At 59.3% G+C, this 24226-nt stretch carries 23 protein-coding genes; 15 read left to right on the plus strand and 8 right to left on the minus strand.

The window, feature by feature from the left end:
* Positions 1-15: 15 nt before the first annotated feature.
* Genes AC07N8_RS15090 through AC07N8_RS15100 form a run of 3 tightly spaced genes read left to right on the plus strand, consistent with a single transcriptional unit; the run spans position 16 to position 3098 of the window.
* Positions 16-1197 carry an amino acid ABC transporter permease gene (locus AC07N8_RS15090; protein ID WP_483840357.1) on the plus strand — a complete coding sequence of 394 codons (1182 nt, stop codon included), beginning with the start codon at positions 16-18 and terminating at the stop codon, positions 1195-1197.
* Positions 1198-1207: 10 nt separating this feature from the next.
* Complete coding sequence (locus AC07N8_RS15095) at positions 1208-2305, plus strand: amino acid ABC transporter permease (RefSeq protein ID WP_483840358.1); 1098 nt, start codon at positions 1208-1210, stop codon at positions 2303-2305.
* 28 nt (positions 2306-2333) lie between these two features.
* Positions 2334-3098 carry an amino acid ABC transporter ATP-binding protein gene (locus tag AC07N8_RS15100; protein WP_123433595.1) on the plus strand — a complete coding sequence of 255 codons (765 nt, stop codon included), beginning with the start codon at positions 2334-2336 and terminating at the stop codon, positions 3096-3098.
* Positions 3099-3240: 142 nt separating this feature from the next.
* Here AC07N8_RS15100 and AC07N8_RS15105 read toward each other — a convergent pair whose 3' ends face one another.
* Positions 3241-3699 (minus strand): REP-associated tyrosine transposase, encoded by a 459-nt coding sequence (locus AC07N8_RS15105; RefSeq protein WP_493144437.1) that lies wholly within the window; start codon positions 3697-3699, stop codon positions 3241-3243.
* A gap of 210 nt (positions 3700-3909) precedes the next feature.
* Here AC07N8_RS15105 and AC07N8_RS15110 point away from each other — a divergent pair, with 210 nt between their 5' ends.
* From AC07N8_RS15110 to AC07N8_RS15130, 5 genes are all read left to right on the plus strand, one after another.
* Positions 3910-4569: a FadR/GntR family transcriptional regulator gene (locus AC07N8_RS15110; RefSeq protein WP_059181581.1), complete on the plus strand. Its 660-nt coding sequence runs from the start codon at positions 3910-3912 to the stop codon at positions 4567-4569.
* A complete protein-coding gene (locus AC07N8_RS15115) occupies positions 4559-5869 on the plus strand; it encodes a CynX/NimT family MFS transporter (RefSeq protein ID WP_493144435.1) in 1311 nt (436 codons plus the stop codon). Before AC07N8_RS15110 ends, AC07N8_RS15115 begins: the two co-directional genes overlap by 11 nt.
* A gap of 115 nt (positions 5870-5984) precedes the next feature.
* Complete coding sequence (locus tag AC07N8_RS15120) at positions 5985-6455, plus strand: nuclear transport factor 2 family protein (protein WP_483840362.1); 471 nt, start codon at positions 5985-5987, stop codon at positions 6453-6455.
* A gap of 39 nt (positions 6456-6494) precedes the next feature.
* Positions 6495-6815, plus strand: a complete 321-nt coding sequence (locus AC07N8_RS15125) for a GIY-YIG nuclease family protein (protein WP_483840363.1) — start codon at positions 6495-6497, stop codon at positions 6813-6815.
* 88 nt (positions 6816-6903) lie between these two features.
* Positions 6904-7839, plus strand: a complete 936-nt coding sequence (locus tag AC07N8_RS15130; RefSeq protein WP_493144433.1) for a glutathione S-transferase family protein — start codon at positions 6904-6906, stop codon at positions 7837-7839.
* A gap of 136 nt (positions 7840-7975) precedes the next feature.
* Here AC07N8_RS15130 and AC07N8_RS15135 read toward each other — a convergent pair whose 3' ends face one another.
* Positions 7976-8326, minus strand: a complete 351-nt coding sequence (locus AC07N8_RS15135) for a glutaredoxin family protein (protein ID WP_483840365.1) — start codon at positions 8324-8326, stop codon at positions 7976-7978.
* A complete protein-coding gene (gene yejK / locus AC07N8_RS15140) occupies positions 8326-9330 on the minus strand; it encodes a nucleoid-associated protein YejK (RefSeq protein ID WP_007944833.1) in 1005 nt (334 codons plus the stop codon). The genes AC07N8_RS15135 and yejK overlap by 1 nt, the downstream gene beginning before the upstream one ends.
* Positions 9331-9724: 394 nt before the next feature.
* Here yejK and AC07N8_RS15145 point away from each other — a divergent pair, with 394 nt between their 5' ends.
* Entirely contained in the window at positions 9725-10006 is a 282-nt protein-coding gene (locus tag AC07N8_RS15145) for an HU family DNA-binding protein (protein ID WP_007905514.1), read from the plus strand.
* Positions 10007-10203: 197 nt separating this feature from the next.
* On the opposite strand, the gene rlmF is transcribed toward AC07N8_RS15145, so the two are convergent.
* From rlmF to AC07N8_RS15170, 5 genes are all read right to left on the minus strand, one after another.
* The gene (rlmF, locus tag AC07N8_RS15150) at positions 10204-11226 is read right to left on the minus strand and encodes a 23S rRNA (adenine(1618)-N(6))-methyltransferase RlmF (RefSeq protein WP_493144430.1); all 1023 of its coding nucleotides are present in this window, start codon (positions 11224-11226) and stop codon (positions 10204-10206) included.
* A gap of 260 nt (positions 11227-11486) precedes the next feature.
* On the minus strand, positions 11487-14333 hold the full coding sequence (locus tag AC07N8_RS15155; RefSeq protein WP_493144427.1) for a valine--tRNA ligase: 2847 nt from the start codon (positions 14331-14333) through the stop codon (positions 11487-11489).
* Positions 14334-14605: 272 nt separating this feature from the next.
* On the minus strand, positions 14606-14995 hold the full coding sequence (locus tag AC07N8_RS15160) for a DNA polymerase III subunit chi (protein ID WP_493144424.1): 390 nt from the start codon (positions 14993-14995) through the stop codon (positions 14606-14608).
* An 8-nt stretch (positions 14996-15003) separates the two neighbouring features.
* Positions 15004-15432, minus strand: a complete 429-nt coding sequence (locus AC07N8_RS15165; protein WP_483840369.1) for a DNA polymerase III subunit chi — start codon at positions 15430-15432, stop codon at positions 15004-15006.
* Positions 15433-15492: 60 nt separating this feature from the next.
* Positions 15493-16983 carry a leucyl aminopeptidase gene (locus AC07N8_RS15170; RefSeq protein WP_483840370.1) on the minus strand — a complete coding sequence of 497 codons (1491 nt, stop codon included), beginning with the start codon at positions 16981-16983 and terminating at the stop codon, positions 15493-15495.
* Between the two features lie 308 nt (positions 16984-17291).
* On the opposite strand from AC07N8_RS15170, the gene lptF reads away from it, so the two are divergent.
* The 6 genes from lptF (at position 17292) to era (ending at position 24063) form a co-directional block, all read left to right on the plus strand.
* Positions 17292-18410, plus strand: a complete 1119-nt coding sequence (lptF, locus tag AC07N8_RS15175) for an LPS export ABC transporter permease LptF (protein WP_483840371.1) — start codon at positions 17292-17294, stop codon at positions 18408-18410.
* Positions 18403-19464: an LPS export ABC transporter permease LptG gene (gene lptG / locus AC07N8_RS15180; RefSeq protein WP_493144421.1), complete on the plus strand. Its 1062-nt coding sequence runs from the start codon at positions 18403-18405 to the stop codon at positions 19462-19464. Before lptF ends, lptG begins: the two co-directional genes overlap by 8 nt.
* A 170-nt stretch (positions 19465-19634) precedes the next feature.
* Positions 19635-21434, plus strand: a complete 1800-nt coding sequence (gene lepA / locus AC07N8_RS15185) for a translation elongation factor 4 (protein ID WP_483840373.1) — start codon at positions 19635-19637, stop codon at positions 21432-21434.
* 5 nt (positions 21435-21439) lie between these two features.
* A complete protein-coding gene (gene lepB / locus AC07N8_RS15190; RefSeq protein ID WP_493144418.1) occupies positions 21440-22294 on the plus strand; it encodes a signal peptidase I in 855 nt (284 codons plus the stop codon).
* Positions 22295-22478: 184 nt separating this feature from the next.
* Entirely contained in the window at positions 22479-23168 is a 690-nt protein-coding gene (gene rnc / locus AC07N8_RS15195) for a ribonuclease III (protein WP_027924885.1), read from the plus strand.
* Positions 23161-24063, plus strand: coding sequence for a GTPase Era (gene era, locus AC07N8_RS15200; protein WP_027924886.1), 903 nt, complete (start codon positions 23161-23163; stop codon positions 24061-24063). The genes rnc and era overlap by 8 nt, the downstream gene beginning before the upstream one ends.
* Positions 24064-24226 lie beyond the last annotated feature (163 nt).

Raw genomic sequence — 24226 nt, forward strand, 5'->3', positions numbered from 1 at the left:
CATCCGGGGCACTTCATGCAAAATTCAATCGGCGCACCAAAGCAGAGGCTCAGCCTCAGCGATCCCAAAGTGCGTGCGTGGCTGTTTCAGATCATCACCATTGTGGCGGTGGTCTCGATGGGCTGGTATCTGTTCGATAACACCCAGACCAACCTGCAACACCGGGGTATTACTTCCGGCTTCAGTTTCCTGGAGCGCAGTGCCGGTTTCGGCATCGCTCAACACCTGATCGACTACACCGAATCGGACAGTTATGCCCGGGTGTTTGTCATCGGCCTGCTCAACACGCTGCTGGTGACGTTCATCGGCGTGATCCTGGCGACGATCCTCGGGTTCATCGTCGGCGTGTCACGACTGTCGAAGAACTGGATCATCGCCAAGCTGGCGACTGTTTATGTGGAAGTCTTCCGCAACATTCCGCCGCTGCTGCAAATCCTGTTCTGGTACTTCGCGGTGTTCCTGACCATGCCGGGGCCGCGCAACAGCCATAACTTCGGCGACACCTTCTTCGTCAGCAGCCGTGGCCTGAACATGCCGGCCGCGTTGGCGGCGGACGGGTTCTGGCCGTTTGTGGCGAGCATTGTCGTGGCCATTGTCGCCATCGTGCTGATGAGCCGCTGGGCCACCAAGCGCTTCGAAGAGACCGGCGTCCCGTTCCACAAGTTCTGGGTTGGCCTGGCGCTGTTCCTGGTGATCCCGGCGCTGTGCGCCTTGATCTTCGGCGCGCCCCTGCACTGGGAGTTGCCAGAGCTCAAGGGCTTCAACTTCGTCGGTGGCTGGGTACTGATCCCGGAACTGCTGGCATTGACCCTGGCCCTGACCGTATACACCGCGGCGTTCATCGCCGAGATCGTGCGTTCGGGCATCAAGTCGGTCAGCCACGGCCAGACCGAAGCGGCGCACTCGCTCGGGTTGCGCAACGGTCCGACCCTGCGCAAGGTGATCATCCCGCAAGCCCTGCGCGTGATCATTCCACCGCTCACCAGCCAATACCTGAACCTGGCGAAGAACTCCTCGCTGGCGGCCGGTATCGGTTACCCGGAAATGGTGTCGTTGTTTGCCGGTACGGTGCTGAACCAGACCGGACAGGCGATCGAGGTGATTGCGATCACCATGAGCGTGTACCTGGCGATCAGTATCAGCATTTCCCTGCTGATGAACTGGTACAACAAGCGCATTGCGCTGATCGAGCGGTAAGGAATAGCGCATGAGTACTCATACTTTCAAACCTGACATGCCTCCACCGAGCAGTAGCATCGGTGTGATTGCATGGATGCGCGCGAACATGTTCTCCAGCTGGCTCAATACCCTGCTGACCCTGTTCGCGTTCTATCTGATTTACCTGGTGGTGCCGCCGATCCTGCATTGGGCAATCCTGGACGCCAACTGGGTCGGCACCACGCGCGCCGACTGCACGAAGGAGGGCGCCTGCTGGGTGTTCATCCAACAGCGCTTCGGCCAGTTCATGTACGGCTACTACCCACCGGAACTGCGCTGGCGCGTCGACCTGACCGTGTGGCTGGCGGTTATCGGTATCGCACCGTTGTTCATTTCGCGCTTTCACCGTAAAGCGGTGTATGGCCTGAGCTTCCTGGTGCTGTACCCGATCATTGCCTACTTCCTGTTGCACGGTGGCATCTTCGGCCTGACCCAGGTGGCGACCAGCCAATGGGGCGGCTTGATGCTGACCCTGGTGATCGCTACCGTCGGTATCGCTGGTGCTTTGCCGCTGGGTATCGTCCTGGCGCTGGGACGTCGTTCGAACATGCCGGCGATTCGTGTGGTCTGCGTGACCTTCATCGAATTCTGGCGCGGCGTGCCGTTGATCACGGTGCTGTTCATGTCGTCGGTAATGCTGCCGTTGTTCCTGCCGGAAGGCATGAGCTTCGACAAGCTGCTGCGGGCACTGATCGGCGTGATCCTGTTCCAGTCGGCCTACGTCGCCGAAGTGGTGCGCGGCGGTCTGCAAGCGATTCCAAAAGGTCAGTACGAAGCGGCTGCCGCGATGGGCCTCGGCTACTGGCGCAGCATGGGCCTGGTGATCCTGCCGCAAGCCCTGAAGCTGGTCATCCCCGGCATCGTCAACACCTTCATTGCGCTGTTCAAGGACACCAGCCTGGTGATCATCATCGGCCTGTTCGACCTGCTCAACAGCGTCAAACAAGCCGCCGCCGACCCGAAATGGCTGGGCATGGCCACTGAAGGTTATGTGTTCGCGGCCCTGGTGTTCTGGATTTTCTGTTTTGGTATGTCGCGCTATTCCATGCATCTGGAACGCAAGCTCGACACTGGGCACAAGCGCTAAGTCGCTACCTAATTTGGGAAGTTCTGTAATGAGCGAAGCAATCAAAAAGACAGTGAGCCCTGAAGGCATTATTCAGATGCAGGGCGTGAACAAGTGGTACGGCCAGTTTCACGTGTTGAAAGACATCAACCTGAACGTGAAACAGGGCGAGCGTATCGTGTTGTGCGGCCCGTCGGGTTCCGGCAAGTCGACCACCATCCGTTGCCTCAACCGACTGGAAGAACACCAGCAGGGCCGCATCGTCGTCGATGGCGTGGAGCTGACCAACGACCTGAAGCAGATCGAAACGGTGCGCCGTGAAGTCGGCATGGTGTTCCAGCACTTCAATCTGTTTCCGCACCTGACCATTCTGCAGAACTGCACCCTGGCGCCAATGTGGGTACGCAAAATGCCCAAGCGCCAGGCCGAGGAAATCGCCATGCATTACCTGGAGCGCGTACGCATTCCGGAGCAGGCGCATAAATTCCCGGGGCAACTGTCCGGTGGTCAGCAACAGCGTGTGGCGATTGCCCGCGCGCTGTGCATGAAACCGAAAATCATGTTGTTCGACGAACCGACTTCGGCACTCGACCCCGAGATGGTGAAAGAGGTATTGGACACCATGATCGGCCTGGCTGAAGACGGCATGACCATGCTCTGCGTAACCCACGAAATGGGCTTCGCCCGTACCGTGGCCAACCGCGTGATCTTCATGGACAAGGGTGAAATCGTCGAACAGGCCGCGCCGAACGACTTCTTCGATAACCCGCAGAATGAACGGACCAAGATGTTCCTGAGCCAGATTCTGCATTGATCGAAACCAGGCAGTGAAATAAACCCGGACCGTGTTCCGGGTTTATTTTTGGCTGATGAAATGCTCCAACTGCTAACTGCCAAACCTGTAGGAGCCGGCTTGCTGGCGATGGCGGCATAACAGCCGCCACCGAGTATTCCGGCTATAGCCATTTGGCATCCCACAATGGGTAATCGTGCACGCGTGTGACAAGCCCCGCACGCAATGGATTGGCAACGATGTATCTGGCGACTGCTCGCAGATCCTCTTCACGGCGAATCGCACGGTCGTGGAAACCTCTCTGCCATACCATCCCTCTGCGCTTCAGCCGCGCGTTTACCGCCCGCGCGCTGCGCGATTTGGTTGCCAGCACCAACGCCGACAACGAGTTGTCCTTCAGTTCTACCAGCCAATGAAAATGGTCGGGCATCACCACCCAAGCGAGGGAGTCGACCCATTCTTCGGTATGCGCCTGACGAAAGTGGTCAACCACCAGACGTCCTGCCCGCCAGTCAGTAAAAAACGGGGTGCGATTCCAGGTGACAGCCGTCAGCAGATAGATTTGGCCGGTTTGGGAATAGCGGCCGGCGCGCAAGCGATTGGCATGGGGAAGATCTGGCATTCCATTGCCCTCCTGTGTTTTGAAAGAAACAAAAGGCTAGTGCGCAATAGTGAGAAGCGTTGCCAAAGTTCAGTTCCGAATGTGTCGGCACGATCGCGATCGCCAGCAAGCCGGCGCCTACAGGTTTGCGGCGAATCCGTTGTCTTGTTCGGCTAAGCTGACTAACATGTCAGAAAATTCATCCTATGATTGGATGAAAGGGCGAATTACATGTCAGACATTTCTCCATTGACCAAGCGATCCTTGGTCGACCAAGCGCTGGACCAGCTACGCCTTCGTATCACGCAAGGCGTCTGGGTCGTCGGCCAACGTCTACCCACCGAACCGGAGCTGGCGACCGAGCTGGGCATCAGCCGCAATACCGTGCGTGAAGCCATGCGCGTGTTGGCATTTTCAGGCTTGATCGAAATCCGCCAGGGAGACGGCAGCTACCTGCGGGCGGTGATCGATCCGCTGGACACCATGAAAGCGCTGTCCCGCTGCTCCCACGAGCAGGCCCGTGAGACGCGGCACATCCTTGAAGTCGAAGCCATCGGCCTCGCGGCACTGCGCCGGACAGACGAAGACCTGGTGGCCTTGCGCGAAGCGTTGGGTGTCAGCGGTAGCCACTACCACGGCGATCTCGACAGCTACATCGCCTGCGACCTGGTGTTCCACCGCCGTCTGGTGGACGCCGCGCACAATCCGACACTGAGCGAGTTGTATCGCTATTTCTCCAGCGTCATCGGCGCGCAATTGCGCCAGACCTTGAACATCACCCCGCGACGCCAGGAAGTGTTCGACCTGCACATCGAACTGCTGGATGCCGTCGAGCAACGCGACCCGGAACGGGCCAAAGCCCTGTCGAGGCAGTTGATCAATGAACCTTGAAACCGAGAAATCCATGTCCAGCAGCGATAGTAATCTCACGCAATCCAAGCGCACGGCGGAGCTCGAAGAGTTGCTGATCGACGCCGAAGCGGATGATGAGCAAGTCCAGCAACGTCACCCGATCCTGCGCCGGCCGTGGCTATTGTTACTGGGACTGATCCTGGTGGCGTTGAACCTGCGTCCGGCTCTGTCGAGCATGGCGCCCATGCTCAGCGAGGTTTCGAAGACTCTTGGTTTGTCGGCGGCCCAGGCCGGTTTGCTGACGACATTGCCGGTGCTCTGCCTCGGCCTGTTCGCGCCACTGGCACCCGTGCTGGCACGACGTTTTGGCGCCGAGCGAGTGGTGTTGGGGATTCTGCTGACACTGGCGGGCGGGATCATTTTGCGCAGTTCATTCGGCGAGATCGGCTTGTTTGCCGGCAGCGTGCTGGCGGGTGCAAGCATCGGCGTGATCGGTGTGTTGTTGCCGGGCATCGTCAAACGCGACTTCCCGAAACAGGCCGGGACCATGACCGGTGTCTACACCATGGCGTTGTGTCTCGGGGCCGCAATGGCCGCCGGCGCCACCGTGCCGCTGAGTGAGCATTTCGACCAGAGCTGGGCCATGGGCCTGGGCTTCTGGGTCCTGCCGGCGCTGGTCGCGGCGATCTTCTGGCTGCCGCAGGTGGGTGGCCAGAAACATGGTGCGCATAACGTTGCGTATCGGGTTCGCGGACTGCTGCGCGATCCGTTGGCCTGGCAAGTGACGTTTTACATGGGCCTGCAATCGTCGCTGGCGTACATCGTATTCGGCTGGTTGCCGTCGATTCTGATCGGTCGCGGGCTGACACCGACCCAGGCTGGTCTGGTGCTGTCAGGATCGGTGATCGTCCAGTTGGCCAGTTCTCTCGCGGCGCCTTGGCTGGCGACACGCGGCAAGGATCAGCGACCGGCCATTGTGGTGGTAATGCTGATGACCCTCGGCGGTCTGTTCGGCTGTCTCTACGCACCGATCGAAGGCCTGTGGGGCTGGGCAATTCTGCTCGGCCTGGGGCAGGGCGCTACCTTCAGCCTGGCGTTGACCCTGATCGTGCTGCGCTCGCGGGACTCGCACGTCGCGGCCAACCTGTCGAGCATGGCCCAGGGGTTCGGTTACACCCTGGCATCGATGGGGCCGTTCGCGGTGGGTATCGTGCATGACTGGACCGGCGGCTGGACGGCGCTGGGCTGGATCTTCGGTGTGATTGGTCTCGGCGCAATCGTGGCGGGTCTCGGCGCCGGACGTTCACTGTACGTCCAGGTCGACAGCGAAAAAGTCTGATGCCCCCTCGCACTGTCGGTATTCGGCCCACGAATGCCGATAGTGTTTCGCGTCGTTGCAGACTATCGTGCAGGCAATATTACGAAGCTAATTTGCAAACACAGGGAGTCTGCCCATGAGTGAAGTCCACAGCACATTGATCACCCGGTTCTACCAGGCTTTCCAGCGTCTGGATGCCGAGGCGATGAGCGCCTGTTACACCGACGACGTGGTGTTCAGTGATCCGGCGTTCGGCGAATTGCGCGGTCGCGACGCCGGCGACATGTGGCGCATGCTCACCACTCGGGCCAAGGACTTTTCCCTGACCTTCGACAACGTGCGCGCTGACGAGCGCACGGGCGGTGCGCACTGGGTCGCGACGTATCTGTTCAGCCAGACCGGTAACATTGTGGTCAACGACATTCAGGCACGCTTCGTGTTTCGCGATGGCAAGATCTGCGAGCACCACGACAGTTTCGACCTGTGGGCCTGGTCGCGGCAGGCGCTGGGTTTCAAAGGGCTGATTCTGGGGTGGACGCCTCTGGTCAGAAACGCCGTTCGTGCTCAAGCCCTCAAGGGGCTGAAGGCATTCCAGGCCAGTCGCTGATAAGATCGCGGCTTGTTTCCTACAAGCCATGATCGTCACGTGAGCACCCTGAGCGAATCTTCCGACATTGCCGCCGAACCGGTGCTGCCCGTCAGCAAACCCTGGTTCGTCTACCTCGTTCGCGCGGCCAATGGTTCGCTTTACTGCGGCATCAGCGACGACCCCGTGCGGCGCTTTGCTACGCACCAAAGCGGCAAGGGTGCGCGGTTTTTTCTCTCCAGCCCGGCCGTGGCGCTCGTCTACACAGAAGTCTGTCGCGATAAAAGCGAAGCGCTGCGGCAGGAACGGCTGATCAAAAAGCTCAGGAAAAGCGCCAAGGAGTGCCTGGTCGCGAGTGCCGCTGCGGGCTTATCAACCTGACTGATAAGTGCCCATCAGGCAGATCTGTAGGCCGCTTGTCGATTGCGCGCTAAGCTGCGGATTCCTTATCCGTGCGGCGGAGCCGAGCATGTCCGAGTTAATTCTGCATCATTACCCGACGTCCCCTTTTGCCGAAAAGGCCCGACTGCTATTGGGCTTCAAGGGGCTGTCCTGGCGCTCGGTGCACATCTCGCCGGTGATGCCAAAACCCGATCTGACTGCACTGACCGGTGGCTACCGCCGGACGCCGGTGTTGCAGATCGGCGCGGATATCTATTGCGATACCTCGCTGATCGCTCGCCGCCTGGAGCAGGAAAAAGCCTTGCCGGCGTTTTTCCCGGAAGGCCAGGAAATGATTGCCGCGACCTTTGCGGCCTGGGCTGATTCGGTGGTGTTCCAGCATGCGGTCAGCCTGGTCTTCCAGCCGGAATCGGTAGCGGTGCGCTTCGGCAAATTGCCGCCGGAAGCGATCAAGGCCTTCCTCGCCGACCGCGCCGGGTTGTTCAGCGGTGGCAGCGCTTCCAGGTTGTCCGCCGAGCAGGCGAAACATCAATGGCCGACAATCATGACGCGACTGGAGCAACAGCTGCAGCGCGAGCAGGGTGATTTCCTGTTTGGCGAACCGTCGATTGCCGATTTTGCCCTGGCCCATTCGCTGTGGTTCCTCAAGGCAACTCCTGTGACTTCACCGCTGGTTGATGCTTATCCGGCTGTGTCGGCCTGGTTCGGGCGAGTGATGGGCTTTGGGCATGGTGCGTCCAGTGAGATGACGTCTTTGGAGGCGCTGGAAGTAGCGCGCAATGCCACGCCAGCTGCTTTGCCGGATGAGCAGTTCGAAGAACCGAACGGGTTTGAGCCTGGCCAGCAGGTGAAGATCGCGGCCATCGATTACGGCGTTGATCCGGTGGAGGGTGAGTTGCTGTTTGCAGGCAGCGAAGAATTGATCCTGCGCCGTGAAGACGAACGTGGTGGCGTGGTGCATGTGCACTTTCCGCGCTTCGGGTTTCGGATCGAAGCGAAGTAACCCGGGATTCTGCTTACAACTGTGGCGAGGGAGCTTGCTCCCGCTTGAGTGCACAGCACTCACAAAGTTGGCGTTAGTTTGGGACTGCTACGCAGTCCAGCGGGAGCAAGCTCCCTCGCCACAGAGATTGAACAAGTTATTTGAGGGCCGCGAGGATTGCGTCCGGGTCATACCCGCGAATCAGTGTCCCGTTCACGTCGATGATCGGAATCCCGCCGCCACCCAGCGCCTCATACGCCGTACGCGCCTCGGCATCTTTCTCGATATCGAATTCCTTGTATGGAATACCTTTCTGGTCGAGAAAACGCCGAGTCAATTTGCAGTAGCCGCACCAGTCGGTCGCATAGAGCACGACGGTGGCCTTGGCCTGCGTCTGCTCCGACACCACTTGCGAAGGGTTGAACACCCGCTCGATCTTGCCCCAGTTCTGATAAACCACAACGACCAGCAGGATCAGCAGGAATTTCTTGAGAATGCCATTCAGCATCAGTTGCGTCGCTTGAGCTGGTCGGTCAACTGAGTCGGCAAGCCCTTGATGATCAGCGTGCCGGCTTCTTCGTCGTACTCGATCTTCGAGCCCAACAGGTGCGCTTCAAAGCTGATTGACAGGCCTTCCGCACGACCGGTGAAGCGACGGAATTGATTCAGGGTGCGTTTGTCTGCCGGAATCTCCGGGGACAGGCCGTAATCCTTGTTGCGGATGTGATCGTAGAACGCTTTCGGGCGTTCTTCGTCGATCAGCTCCGAGAGTTCTTCCAGGCCCATGGGTTCGCCGAGCTTGGCCTGGCTGCTGGCGTAATCGACCAGGGTCTTGGTCTTTTCACGGGCGGACTCTTCCGGCAAATCTTCGCTTTCCACGAAGTCACTGAAGGCCTTGAGCAGGGTGCGGGTTTCGCCCGGGCCGTCGACGCCTTCCTGGCAGCCGATGAAGTCGCGGAAATACTCCGAAACCTTTTTCCCGTTCTTGCCTTTGATGAACGAAATGTATTGCTTGGACTGTTTGTTGTTCTGCCACTCGGACACGTTGATCCGCGCGGCCAGGTGCAATTGGCCCAGGTCCAGATGGCGAGACGGGGTCACGTCCAGCTGATCGGTCACTGCAACGCCTTCACTGTGGTGCAGCAGCGCGATCGCCAGGTAATCGGTCATACCCTGCTGGTAATGCGCAAACAGCACGTGGCCGCCCACCGAGAGGTTCGACTCTTCCATCAGCTTTTGCAGATGTTCCACCGCCACCCGGCTAAACGCCGTGAAGTCCTTGCCACCCTCGAAGTATTCTTTCAGCCAGCCGCTGAACGGGTGCGCGCCGGATTCGGCATGGAAGAAACCCCAGGCCTTGCCTTGTTTGGCGTTATAGCTCTCGTTGAGGTCGGCAAGCATGTTCTCGATCGCGCTCGACTCGGCGAGCTCAGAGTCACGGGCGTGAAGAACTGCAGGTGTGCCGTCGGGTTTTTTGTCGATCAGGTGGACGATGCAATGACGGATCGGCATGGGCTTCTCGGCTGATTGAAGAGAGGAGGGCGTGCTCCCCGAAAAAGTGCCAAGTGTACCGCAACCACTGGTTTTGGCGCGGCATGAAGGGCAAATCCGGGGCGACCGGCGGCGCTTATGCGTTTTTTTCCCGTTTTAGAGCAATAAAGCTGACCAAATGGGTAGCAAGAGGCGGATATTTCCCCGTCTCTGTGCTAGTTTTGCCCCGTCTTACGCGAAGTCACTGCGTTAAGCGTGCATTCAGCATTTGTCAGGTCGAACCAAACCCTGATTTCGGTATCTATAACCCCGATCCAGTGGTTATTGGCCGAGGGTGCCAGATCCAGAAGATCGGGCTCGATGGCTGACACTGCACTCTGCAATCCATATGAATTTGATAGGGAAGGAACACTACATGGCTCTTACTAAAGACCAACTGATCGCCGACATCGCTGAAGCTATCGACGCGCCAAAAACCACCGCGCGTAACGCTCTGGACCAACTGGGCCAAATCGTTGCTGATCAGCTGGAAAACGGCGGCGAAATCACTCTGCCAGGTATCGGCAAACTGAAAGTGACTGAGCGTCCTGCCCGTACTGGCCGTAACCCTTCGACTGGCGCTGCCATCGAAATCGCTGCCAAGAAAGTTATCAAGCTGGTTGTGGCCAAAGGCCTGACCGACGCTGTTAACAAGTAAGACTTGTTAAAAAAACCGTGCTCCGGAGCAATCCGGGCACGGTTTTTTTGTGTCTGCGATTTGCCGGCAATACCGCAAAACCAATGTGGGAGCGAGCCTGCTCGCGAAAGCGGTGTGTCAGGCGAAATCTATGTCGACTGACACACCCTCTTCGCGAGCAGGCTCGCTCCCACAGTTGATCTGCGGTGGTCAGTTACTCAGCTTTTTTTAACCCAGCGCTCGCGCCAGACCTGCTGCTCGGATTTGGTCTGGAAGGTCCAGGCAACGAAGCGGCTCTGCTTCTGACCCTGGGACATTTCCACCACCTGGCTTTCCAGCACGCCGGCTTTTTTCAGCGCAGTCTGGATCGCAGGCAAGTTCGAGGCCTTCGAGACCAAGGTGCTGAACCACAGCACTTTGTGCTGGAAGCTCGCACTTTCGGCGATCAATTGCGTCACAAACCGTGCTTCGCCGCCTTCACACCACAGCTCAGCCGATTGACCGCCGAAGTTCAGCACCGGCAATTTACGTTTAGGGTCGGCACGACCCAGGGCACGCCATTTGCGCTCGCTACCCTTGGTCGCTTCGTCCATCGAGGCGTGGAACGGCGGGTTGCACATGGTCAGGTCAAAGCGTTCACCCGGCTCCAGCAAGCCCAGCAGGATGTGCTTGGGATTGCTTTGCTGGCGCAACTGGATGGCTTTGTTCAGACCGTTGGACTGCACGATGGCTTTGGCAGCGGCCACGGCTGTCGGGTCGATTTCCGAGCCGAGGAAGTGCCAGCGGTAATCGCTGTAGCCGATCAACGGATAGACGCAGTTGGCGCCCATGCCGATGTCGAGCACTTTGACCGGTGCGCCGCGCGGGATTTCGCCGTCATTGACGCTGGCCAGCAGGTCGGCGAGGAAGTGCACGTAGTCGGCACGGCCCGGAACGGGTGGGCACAGGTAATCCGCCGGGATGTCCCAATGCGCGATGCCGTAGAACGACTTGAGCAACGCCCGGTTGAACACACGCACCGCGTCGGGGCTGGCGAAGTCGATGCTTTCCTTGCCGTACGGGTTGATGATCACGAACTTCGCCAGTTCCGGCGTGGTTTTGATCAGTGCCGGGAAGTCGTAACGACCCTGGTGGCGGTTGCGCGGGTGCAGGCTGGCCTTTTCACGCGGTTCCACGGTTTTGGCCGGGGTGGCGGTGTCAGGCTTTTTACGCGCAGGTCTTGGTGTGCGGGGGGCGTTCATGGGCGTTGTCGATTCGGGTATGGCTAAAAGTGGCGGGTATTGTCCCACATCCAGCCGTTGTGAACCCAATTGTGACAAACACCACATTCCCCCTGTAGGAGTGAGCCTGCTCGCGAAAGCGGTTTGCCATTCAGCATGGATGCGACTGACACGGCCTCTTCGCGAGCAGGCTCGCTCCCACAGGGGGGATGCCGGGAGAATATGGAAAGCACAAAAAAGGGAGGCCGTTGCGGGCCTCCCTTTTTCATTGCGATGTGCCGTTACAGACTGGCAATCCGCGCATGCTGCTCAGCCAGCTTGCCCAAAGCCTGTTCAGCTTCAGCCAGTTTGGCGCGCTCTTTCTCGATGACTTCAGCCGGAGCCTTGTCGACGAAACCCGCATTGGACAGCTTGCCGCCCACGCGCTGGACTTCGCCCTGCAAGCGCAGGATTTCCTTGTCCAGACGCGCCAGTTCGGCGTCCTTGTCGATCAGGCCAGCCATCGGCACCAGCACTTCCATCTCGCCGACCAGTGCGGTGGCAGACAGCGGTGCTTCTTCGCCGGCAGCCAATACAGTGATCGATTCGAGGCGAGCCAGCTTCTTCAGCAGGGCTTCGTTCTCGGTGAGACGGCGCTGGTCTTCAGCGCTGACGTTCTTCAGGTAGATCGGCAGCGGCTTGCCAGGACCAATATTCATTTCGCCACGGATGTTACGCGTGCCGAGCATCAGTTCCTTGAGCCATTCGATATCGTCTTCGGCGGCCGGATCGATGCGCTCTTCATTGGCCACTGGCCAAGGTTGCAGCATGATCGTCTTGCCCTGAATGCCGGCCAGCGGCGCGATGCGCTGCCAGATTTCTTCAGTGATGAACGGCATGAACGGATGCGCCAGACGCAACGCCACTTCCAGGACGCGAACCAGCGTGCGACGGGTACCACGCTGACGCTCGACCGGGGCGTTTTCGTCCCACAGCACTGGCTTGGACAGTTCCAGGTACCAGTCGCAGTACTGGTTCCAGATGAACTCGTACAGCGCTTGCGCCGCCAGGTCGAAACGGAACTGGTCGAGTTGACGGGTCACTTCAGCTTCGGTGCGTTGCAGCTGCGAGATGATCCAGCGATCCGCCAGGGACAGTTCGTAGGCTTCGCCGTTCTGGCCGCAGTCTTCGCCCTTGTCCAGAACGTAACGCGCGGCGTTCCAGATCTTGTTGCAGAAGTTGCGATAGCCTTCAACGCGGCCCATGTCGAACTTGATGTCACGACCGGTGGACGCCAGCGAGCAGAAGGTGAAACGCAGGGCGTCGGTGCCATAACTGGCGATACCGTCGGCGAACTCGTCGCGGGTCTGCTTCTCGATCTTCTTCGCCAGTTTTGGCTGCATCAGGCCGGAGGTGCGTTTCTGCACCAGCTCTTCCAGCTCGATACCGTCGATGATGTCCAGCGGGTCCAGGACGTTGCCCTTGGACTTGGACATCTTCTGGCCTTGGCCATCACGCACCAGACCGTGCACATAAACGGTCTTGAACGGAACCTGCGGCGTGCCGTCTTCGTTCTTCACCAAATGCATGGTGAGCATGATCATCCGGGCAACCCAGAAGAAAATGATGTCGAAACCGGTCACCAGCACGTCGGTGGAGTGGAATTTCTTCAGGAATTCGGTCTGCTCAGGCCAGCCGAGCGTGGAGAAGGTCCACAGGCCCGAACTGAACCAAGTGTCGAGAACGTCGTTGTCCTGTTGCAGCGCAATGTCCGGACCGAGATTGTTCTTGGCACGCACTTCGGCTTCGTCGCGACCGACGTAGACTTTGCCCGACTCGTCGTACCAGGCAGGAATCCGGTGGCCCCACCACAGCTGACGGCTGATGCACCAATCCTGGATGTCGCGCATCCACGAGAAGTACATGTTCTCGTATTGCTTTGGCACGAACTGGATGCGGCCATCTTCAACGGCAGCAATCGCTGGCTCGGCCAACGGCTTGGTCGACACGTACCACTGGTCGGTCAGCCACGGCTCGATGATCGTGCCGGAACGGTCGCCTTTCGGCACTTTCAGGGCGTGATCATTGACGCTGACCAGCAGGCCGGCGGCGTCGAATGCAGCAACGATTTGCTTGCGGGCTTCGAAACGGTCGAGGCCGGCGTATTCGGCCGGAATCTTGCCGTCGATGCTTTCGTTCAGCGTGCCGTCGAGGTTGAACACCTGGCAGGCCGGCAGTACGGCCGCATTCTTGTCGAAGATGTTCAGCAGCGGCAGGTTGTGGCGCTTGCCGACTTCGTAGTCGTTGAAATCGTGGGCCGGGGTGATTTTCACGCAGCCGGTGCCGAATTCAGGGTCGCAGTAATCGTCGGCGATGATCGGGATGCGGCGGCCGACCAGCGGCAGCTCGACAAATTTGCCGATCAGGGCTTTGTAGCGTTCGTCGTTCGGGTTAACCGCGACGGCGGAGTCGCCGAGCATGGTTTCCGGGCGAGTGGTCGCGACGATCAGGTAGTCATTGCCTTCCGCGGTTTTGACGCCGTCGGCCAGCGGGTATTTCAGGTTCCACAGGAAACCTTTCTCGTCGTGGTTTTCCACTTCAAGGTCGGAAATCGCCGTGTGCAGCTTGGTGTCCCAGTTGACCAGGCGCTTGCCGCGGTAGATCAGGCCGTCTTCATGCAGGCGCACAAAGGCTTCTTTCACCGATTCCGAGAGGCCGTCATCCATGGTGAAGCGCTCACGGCTCCAGTCTACGGACGAGCCGAGGCGACGGATTTGACGGCTGATGTTGCCGCCGGACTCATCCTTCCATTCCCAGATTTTCTCGAGAAACTTCTCACGACCCAGGTCATGGCGGCTCTGGCCTTTGGCTTCGAGCTGACGCTCCACCAGCATCTGAGTGGCGATACCGGCGTGGTCGGTGCCCGGCTGCCACAGGGTGTTGCGACCCTGCATGCGGCGGAAACGGATCAGGGCGTCCATGATCGCGTTGTTGAAACCGTGGCCCATGTGCAGGCTGCCGGTGACGTTCGGCGGCGGGATCATGATGGTGTAGGACTCGCCCGCGCCTTGCGGGGCGAAGTAATTCTCTGACTCCCAGGTGTTGTACCAGGAAGTTTCAATGGCGTGCGGCTGGTAGGTCTTATCCATGCGCGGCGGGACCCTATTGGCATTTATTCAGGAAAAGCCGGCAAGTATAGCGGGGCATGGGGCGTAGGGCGAGCAGGTGCGGACAGGGCGCTGTATCAATCGTGGTGCAGAACAAATGTGAAGCGGTCTGTGGCGAGGGAGCTTGCTCCCGCTGGGGCGCGAAGCGGCCCCAATATCGTCAGGCACACCGCAATTTCAGGTATTGCGACTGCTTCGCAGCCGAGCGGGAGCAAGCTCCCTCGCCACAGATGCCCTTACACAGGGGCGGGGGGTTACTCGTATTGGCTGAGAAGCCGTTCCATCCGCGCATCCAGCCGGCGTTTGATTTCGGTTTCGATGTGCGGGGCGAAGTCGTCGATCACGTCTTGCATGATCAGCATCGCTGCGGCGCGCAGTTCGCTGTCCAGATGCAGCAGGGCGTCAGGGCCTTTGCTGGTGTTCGGCGAAGGTTGCGTGGCAGTAGCGGGCGGTGGTGTCGGCTCGACCGGCTGTGGCGCATTGCCGACAGGCTCGAACAACATGGGAATCTGTTCCTGATCACCGTCGATGACCGTGTCGGTCAGTAGCGGTGGTTGCAGGTTGTCATCGCCGAGCAATTGGCGGATCGACTCAAGGTCGTCCAGCAGGTGCGCGGACTTTTGCTGCGGTTTCGGAGTGTCCATCGGAATGCTCAGAGTCGCTGTAAACGGTGGTCTTGCAGAGGATAGCCCTGTTCGCGGTAGAAACGGAAACTCTCCCGCGCAGCCGCTCGAATCGTCGGATCTTCCACCACCACTTCCGCCACGCGGGCGAATTTGTTGGCGAATACCGGCACTTTCAGGTCGAGATTGACCAGCAGATCCTGGTGCTGACCGCAGTCATCACCGAGCCCCAGCACAATCAAACCGTCCGGTTCACTTTCAGCAGGACCATGAGGGACGAAGCTTTCGCCCTTGAAGGCCCACAAACGGGCATCGAGATCCTCACGCTGAGCGGCATCGCTGCAGTGCAGGTAAATACGGTGGCCCATGCGCCAGGCTTTTTCGGTGAGCTTGCAGGCGAAATCCAGCCGTGCCGAAGGATCGGCGCTGGGCAGGATATAGAAGTCGACTTTGGTCATTGCAGTTCCTGAGCCAGGCACGGCGCAGCCCGAAAGCAGCGCCGCCCCGGGTCAACGGTTTCAGGCTTTGGCGCGGTCCAGCAGGTATTGGGTCAGCAATGGAACCGGACGGCCAGTGGCGCCCTTGTCCTTGCCGCCGCTGGTCCATGCGGTGCCGGCGATGTCCAGGTGCGCCCAGTTCAGGTTTTTGGTGAAGCGCGACAGGAAGCAGGCAGCGGTGATGGTCCCGGCTTTCGGCCCGCCAATGTTGGCGATGTCGGCGAACGGGCTATCCAGCTGCTCCTGGTACTCATCGAACAGCGGCAATTGCCAGGCGCGGTCGTCAGCTGTCTTGCCGGCGCTCAACAGTTGGCCGATCAGTTCGTCGTTGTTACCCAGCAGGCCCGAGGTGTGGGCGCCCAAGGCAACGACGCAAGCGCCGGTCAGGGTCGCGATGTCGATCACGGCTTGCGGCTTGAAGCGCTCGGAGTAGGTCAGGGCATCGCACAGCACCAGACGGCCTTCGGCGTCAGTGTTGAGGATTTCCACGGTCTGGCCGCTCATGGTGGTGACGATGTCGCCCGGGCGCGAAGCGTTGCCGCTCGGCATGTTCTCGGCGCAAGCCAGGATGCACACCAGGTTGATCGGCAGTTTCAGCTCAAGCACGGCACGCAGGGTGCCGAACACGCTGGCAGCGCCGCCCATGTCGTACTTCATTTCATCCATGCCCAGGCCCGGCTTCAGGCTGATGCCGCCGGTGTCAAAGGTGATGCCTTTGCCGACCAGGGCGTACGGCTTCTCGGATTTCTTGCCGCCGTTGTATTGCATGACGATCAGGCGCGGAGGCTGGGCGCTGCCCTGGCCCACGGCGTAGAACGAACCCATGCCCAGTTCCTTGATCTTCTTCTCATCAAGGACTTCAACTTTCAGTGTTTTGAATTCTTTGCCGAGGTTCTTGGCTTGCTCGCCGAGGAACGTCGGGTGGCAGATGTTCGGCGGCAGGTTGCCCAGGTTACGGGTGAAGGCCATGCCGTTGGCGATAGCGGTGGCGTGGGCCACGGCGCGCTCGACTTCAGCCTGTGCAGCCTTGATGGTCAGCAGGGTGACTTTCTTCAGGGCGCGAGGTTCGGCTTTCTGGCTCTTGAACTGGTCGAAGGTGTATTCGCCGTCCACCAGGGTTTCAGCCAGCAGGCGGGTCTTGCCGTAGCTGTCGCGGCCCTTGACCACGATTTCGTCCAGCGCCAGCACGGCGTCGGTGCCGCCCAGGCCTTTCAGGGTGTTGAGGACGCCGGCAATGATTTTGCGGAACGGGCGGTCGCCCAGTTCTTCGTCCTTGCCCACGCCGACCAGCAGAACGCGGTCAGCCTTGAGGTTCGGCAGGCTGTGCAGCAACAGGCTCTGGCCGACTTTGCCAGCGAGGTCGCCGCGCTTGAGAACAGCGCTGATCGCACCGCCACTCAGTTCGTCCAGCTGTTTGGCGACGGCGCCGAGCTTGCGGCCTTCACCGACGGCGACAACCAGCGTGGCGGTCTTCAACGTTTCTGGGCTAACGCTTTTTACAACCAGTTCCATGTCCGGGTCCCTGAATAATGGTCAACGTGCGCGGGCAAAACGGCGACGCACAGACGCTTGCTTATATAGATGGAAAGACGCAGGTCACGGCCCGCGACAAAGGCCGCAGTTTGAACCTCGCTCCCTGCGCCTGACAACCCTCGGTTGTACGATCTTCAACGCATTGAGCGCCAGCTTGAGCATGCGCAGTGACAGGCGCACTCAATCACAGGATAATGCGCCATCTTTTTCGGCGGCTCTGCCCTGCGGGCTGTCTGATACGTTTGCTTGTTTGGCCGCCTTAGCCTGACAACCCTGGAGTGTCTGGTTTGATTGTCTTCCGTTATCTGTCCCGCGAAGTCCTGTTGACCTTGAGCGCCGTCAGCGCCGTGCTGCTGGTCATCATCATGAGCGGGCGCTTCATCAAATACCTCGCCCAGGCGGCCTCGGGCCTGCTGGATCCGGGCTCGCTGTTCCTGATCATGGGCTTCCGCCTGCCGGGCTTCCTGCAGCTGATCCTGCCGCTGGGCCTGTTTCTCGGGATCCTGCTGGCGTACGGTCGCCTGTACCTCGAAAGCGAGATGACCGTGCTGTCGGCCACCGGCATGAGCCAGCAGCGTCTGTTTGTCATTACCCTGTTTCCGGCCACGCTGGTTGCGCTGGTTGTGGCCTGGCTGAGCCTGAGCCTGGCGCCACAAGGTGCCAATCAGTTCCAGCTGCTGCTGAACAAACAGGATGCCCTGACCGAGTTCGATACCCTCGAGCCGGGTCGCTTCCAGGCGTTGCGCGACGGGACCCGGGTGACCTATACCGAGCAGTTGACCGATGATCGCGTCAATTTGGCGGGTGTGTTCATTTCGCAAAAGAACACCAACTCTGACCAGAAGGATCGCGGTATTTCCGTGCTGGTGGCCGAGAAGGGTCGCCAGGAAATCCGCCCGGACGGCAACCGCTACCTGATTCTCGACAACGGTTATCGCTATGACGGTAATCCGGGGCAGGCCGACTATCGCGCGATCAAGTACGACGAGTACGGGGTATTGCTGCCAAAGCCGGACGTCAGTGACGAAGTGACCGACCGTGATGCAATGAGCACCCGTTCCTTGCTCGATAACGAAGACCCACGTTCACGCGCCGAGCTGCAATGGCGTCTGTCCCTGCCGCTGCTGGTGTTCATCGTGACCCTGATGGCGGTGCCGTTGTCACGGGTCAACCCGCGCCAAGGACGTTTCCTCAAGCTGCTGCCGGCGATTCTTCTTTATATGGCTTACCTGACCATCCTGATTGCCGCCCGCGGCGCTCTGGACAAGGGCAAGATTCCACATGCCCTGGGGTTGTGGTGGGTTCACGGGTTGTTCCTGTTCATTGGTCTCGGGTTGCTTTACTGGGAGCCGATGCGCTTGAAGATGGCGAGTCGCCGCAGCGCGCTGGAGGTGGCTCGTGGTTAAGCTCGATCGCTACATCGGTAGCAGCGTGTTCATGGCCATCCTCGCGGTACTGGGGATTATTCTCGGTCTGGCGACGCTGTTTGCCTTCATCGACGAGATGGGTGAGGTCAGCGATACCTATACGCTGATGGATGCTTTCAGTTACGTCTTGCTGACGGCCCCGCGTCGTCTTTACGACATGTTGCCAATGGCGGCACTGATCGGATGCCTGATTGGCCTCGGCAGTCTGGCCAGCAACAGTGAGCTGACCATCATGCGCGCCGCGGGCGTGTCGATCGGCCGGATCGTCTGGGCGGTCATGAAGCCGATGCTGATCCTGATGGTCGTGGGTGTCGTGATCGGCGAATACGTTGCGCCGGCCACCGAAGTCACGGCGCAGGCCAATCGCTCGCTGGCTCAGGGCAGCGGTGATGCGCAAAGCGCCAAACACGGCTTGTGGCACCGCCAGGGTGACGAGTTCATTCACGTCAACTCCGTGCAACCCAACGGTGTTCTGTACGGCGTAACTCGTTATCGCTTCGATAAAGAACGGCACATGTTGTCGGCAAGCTTCGCCAAGCGTGGTGAATTCGACAAGGATCATTGGCAACTCAGCGACGTCACGACGACGGTGTTCCACGACAAGAGCACCGAAGTGGTCACCACCCCCGTCGAGCGCTGGGATATTGCCCTGAGCCCGCAGTTGCTGGACACCGTGGTGATGGCACCAGAGTCGCTGTCGATCAGCGGATTGTGGGGTTACATCCACTATCTGGCAGATCAAGGCCTGAGCAATGGCCGTTATTGGCTGGCGTTTTGGGTCAAAGTGTTGCAGCCACTGGTGACGGCGGCGCTGGTGCTGATGGCGATTTCCTTCATCTTTGGTCCTCTGCGTTCGGTGACCCTCGGCCAGCGTGTGTTCACCGGCGTTCTGGTGGGCTTCACCTTCCGTATCGTCCAGGATCTGCTGGGGCCTTCGAGCCTGGTGTTCGGTTTCTCGCCGCTGTTTGCGGTGCTCATTCCGGCCGGTGTCTGTGCCCTGGCCGGCGTCTGGCTGTTGCGCCGGGCCGGTTGATCGAGGGTTTTTCCTGACCCCGTCGCCATCTGAAACGCCCCTGTCGCAAGACCGGGGCGTTTTTGTACGTGCCGTCTGACCTGCGAACGTGACGCTTGCGCCGTGGATCAGGTACAATTCCCGGCTATTTTTCGGCGGGCTATGCCTGCAGCCTTTTTGAGTGTTGATCCGTGAGTGATTTGAGTCATATCCGCAATTTCTCCATCATCGCCCACATTGACCATGGCAAGTCGACGCTGGCTGATCGATTCATCCAGATGTGCGGCGGCCTTGCCGAGCGCGAAATGGAAGCCCAGGTGCTGGACTCCATGGACCTGGAGCGTGAACGCGGGATCACCATCAAGGCCCATAGCGTCACCCTTTATTACACCGCTCGCGATGGCATCAAGTACCAGTTGAACTTCATTGACACCCCCGGCCACGTTGACTTCACCTATGAAGTCAGCCGGTCGCTGGCGGCCTGTGAAGGTGCGTTGCTGGTGGTCGATGCCGGTCAGGGCGTTGAAGCGCAGTCGGTTGCCAACTGCTACACGGCGATCGAGCAGGGCCTGGAAGTCATGCCGGTCCTGAACAAGATCGACTTGCCGCAGGCCGATCCGGACCGCGTCAAAGAAGAAATCGAAAAAATCATCGGCATCGATGCCACCGATGCGGTCGAGTGCTCGGCCAAGACCGGTCTGGGCGTCGACGAAGTGCTCGAGCGCCTGGTCGCCACTATTCCTCCGCCGACCGGCAACTACGAAGATCCGCTGCAAGCGTTGATCATCGATTCGTGGTTCGATAACTACCTGGGCGTTGTTTCCCTGGTACGCGTGCGTCAGGGTCGTGTGAAGAAGGGCGACAAGATCCTGGTCAAATCCACCGGCAAGATCCACCTGGTGGACAGCGTTGGTGTCTTCAACCCGAAACACACCCCTACCGCTGACCTGAAGGCCGGTGAAGTGGGCTTCATCATTGCCAGCATCAAGGACATTCACGGTGCGCCAGTGGGTGACACCCTGACCTTGAACTCGACGCCAGACGTCGACGTGCTGCCAGGTTTCAAACGCATTCAGCCGCAGGTTTACGCCGGCCTGTTCCCGGTCAGTTCCGACGACTTTGAAGATTTCCGTGAAGCCCTGCAAAAGCTCACGCTCAACGACTCGTCCCTGCAGTACACCCCGGAAAGCTCCGACGCCCTGGGCTTCGGCTTCCGTTGCGGGTTCCTCGGCATGCTGCACATGGAAATCATCCAGGAGCGCCTTGAGCGCGAGTATGACCTGGACCTGATCACCACGGCGCCGACGGTAATTTTCGAGCTGTTGCTGAAAACCGGCGAAACGATTTACGTCGATAACCCGTCGAAGCTTCCGGACCTGTCCTCGATCGAAGACATGCGTGAGCCGATCGTGCGGGCCAATATTCTTGTGCCGCAAGAGCACCTGGGCAACGTCATTACCCTGTGCATCGAAAAGCGTGGCGTGCAACACGACATGTTGTTCCTCGGTTCCCAGGTCCAGGTGACCTACGATTTGCCGATGAACGAAGTGGTCCTGGACTTCTTCGACCGTCTGAAATCGACCAGCCGTGGTTATGCTTCGCTGGATTACCATTTCGATCGTTATCAATCGGCTAGTCTGGTGAAACTGGATGTGCTGATCAACGGTGACAAGGTCGACGCCCTGGCGCTGATCGTGCACAAGGATAACGCGCACTACAAAGGTCGCCAGTTGACCGAGAAGATGAAGGAACTGATTCCGCGCCAGATGTTCGACGTCGCGATCCAGGCCGCCATTGGCGGGCAGATCATTGCGCGAACCTCCGTCAAGGCACTCAGAAAGAACGTATTGGCCAAATGCTACGGCGGTGACGTTAGCCGTAAGAAGAAACTGCTTGAAAAGCAAAAGGCCGGTAAAAAACGCATGAAGCAAGTCGGCAACGTGGAAATTCCACAAGAAGCCTTCCTTGCAGTGCTCAGGTTGGATAGTTAGGTCCTATGTCACTAAATTTCCCGCTGTTGCTGGTCATCGCCGTGTTCGTCTGCGGCCTGTTGGCGTTGCTCGATCTGGTTTTCCTGGCGCCGCGTCGGCGTGCTGCCATTGCCTCCTATCAGGGCAGCGTCAGCCAGCCTGACGGGGTGGTGGTCGAGAAGCTGAACAAAGAGCCGCTGCTGGTCGAATACGGCAAGTCGTTCTTCCCGGTGTTGTTCATCGTGCTGGTCCTGCGTTCGTTCCTGGTGGAACCGTTCCAGATTCCGTCCGGATCGATGAAACCGACCCTGGACGTCGGCGACTTCATTCTGGTGAACAAATTTTCTTACGGGATCCGCCTGCCGGTGATCGACAAGAAAGTCATCGAAGTCGGTGATCCGCAGCGCGGCGATGTGATGGTGTTCCGTTACCCGAGCGATCCGAACGTCAACTACATCAAGCGTGTAGTGGGCCTGCCGGGCGACACGATTCGCTACACTGCCGACAAGCGCCTGTTCGTCAACGGTGAGTCGATTGCCGAGCAACTGGTCGGCTCCGAGCCGGGCACGCTGGGCAGCGCTGAGCTCTACAAGGAAAAACTCGGCGTTGCCGAGCACCTGATCCGCAAGGAAATGAGCCGTTATCGCGCCACGCCGGACCATTCGTGGACCGTGCCCGCCGGGCACTATTTCATGATGGGCGACAACCGCGACAACTCCAACGACAGTCGCTACTGGGATGATCCAAGCATTCCCAAGGATCTGCTGGGCATGGTTCCCGACAAGAATATCGTCGGCAAGGCCTTCGCAGTCTGGATGAGCTGGCCGGAACCCAAACTCAGTCACCTGCCGAATTTCTCGCGGGTTGGCCTGATCAAGTAATCACACACGGCGCTGTTGAACACAGCGCCGAATGCTTTTCTGGAGTCGGCACAATCGGCCCCGGCAGCATGAAGCCAATGATATTCAGGACGTTATTTTTGAACACAGCGTTAATTGTCCCAGGCCTGCGCCGTATCACGGCGATGGCGGTGGAATCCAACCACGAACTCAGCGTGGGTAAACCGTGAGCGTCTCCTTAAGTCGTCTAGAGCGTCAGCTCGGCTACACCTTCAAGGACCAGGAACTGATGGTTCTGGCCCTGACTCACCGCAGCTTTGCCGGGCGTAACAACGAACGCCTGGAATTCCTCGGTGATGCCATCCTTAACTTCGTCGCTGGCGAGGCGCTGTTCGATCGCTTCCCGCTGGCCCGCGAAGGCCAGTTGTCGCGTTTGCGCGCACGCTTGGTGAAAGGTGAGACGCTGGCCGTACTGGCTCGCGGTTTCGATCTGGGCGACTACCTGCGCCTGGGCTCCGGTGAACTGAAAAGCGGCGGCTTCCGTCGCGAGTCGATTCTGGCCGATGCCCTGGAAGCGCTGATTGGTGCGATCTACCTCGACGCCGGCATGGACATGGCGCGCGAGCGTGTATTGGCCTGGCTGGCCGGTGAGTTCGAAGGCCTGACGCTGGTCGACACCAACAAAGATCCAAAAACCCGCCTGCAGGAATTCCTGCAATCGCGTGGTTGTGAGCTGCCACGTTACGAAGTGGTGGATATCCAGGGTGAGCCGCATTGCCGGACGTTCTTCGTCGAATGTGAAATCACCTTACTGAATGAAAAAAGCCGAGGTCAGGGTGTGAGTCGTCGTATTGCCGAACAGGTAGCGGCCGCCGCAGCACTGATTGCCCTGGGTGTGGAGAATGGCAATGACTGATACAAACGCAACTCGCTGTGGCTATGTTGCCATCGTCGGCCGTCCCAACGTGGGCAAGTCCACGCTGCTGAACCACATCCTGGGTCAGAAGCTGGCGATCACCTCGCGCAAGCCGCAAACTACCCGCCACAACATGCTGGGCATCAAGACCGAAGGCGCCGTGCAGGCGATCTACGTCGACACCCCGGGCATGCACAAGGGCGGCGAAAAGGCCCTGAACCGCTACATGAACAAGACTGCTTCGGCGGCGTTGAAAGACGTCGACGTGGTGATCTTCGTGGTTGACCGCACCAAGTGGACCGACGAAGACCAGATGGTTCTCGAGCGCGTCCAGTACGTGACCGGCCCGCTGATCGTGGCACTGAACAAGACTGACCGCATCGAAGACAAAGCCGAGCTGATGCCGCACCTGAGCTGGTTGCAGGAACAGCTGCCGAACGCACAGATCATGCCGATCTCGGCCCAGCACGGGCACAACCTCGAAGCGCTGGAGCGTGTGATCGCCGGTTACCTGCCGGAAAACGATCACTTCTTCCCGGAAGACCAGATCACTGACCGCAGCAGCCGCTTCCTCGCCGCCGAACTGGTGCGTGAGAAAATCATGCGCCAGATGGGCGCCGAGCTGCCGTACCAGATCACCGTGGAAATCGAAGAGTTCAAGCAGCAGGGCAAAACCCTGCACATTCATGCCTTGATCCTCGTTGAGCGTGATGGCCAGAAGAAAATCATCATTGGCGACAAGGGCGAACGCATCAAGCGCATCGGCACCGAGGCGCGCAAGGACATGGAGCTGCTGTTCGACTCCAAGATCATGCTCAACCTCTGGGTGAAAGTGAAAGGCGGCTGGTCCGATGACGAGCGCGCATTGCGTTCGCTGGGTTACGGCGACCTGTAAACCCGGTTCCAGATACATTGAAGATCCCCTGTGGGAGCGAGCCTGCTCGCGAAGAGGATGTAACATTCAGCATTGATGTTGACTGTCACACCGCTTTCGCGAGCAGGCTCGCTCCCACATTGTTTTGGGTTGTTTGCAAGACTGCGCGCTGCCATTGAGTACC

This window comes from Pseudomonas sp. GW821-FHT10C09 (assembly GCF_059415465.1).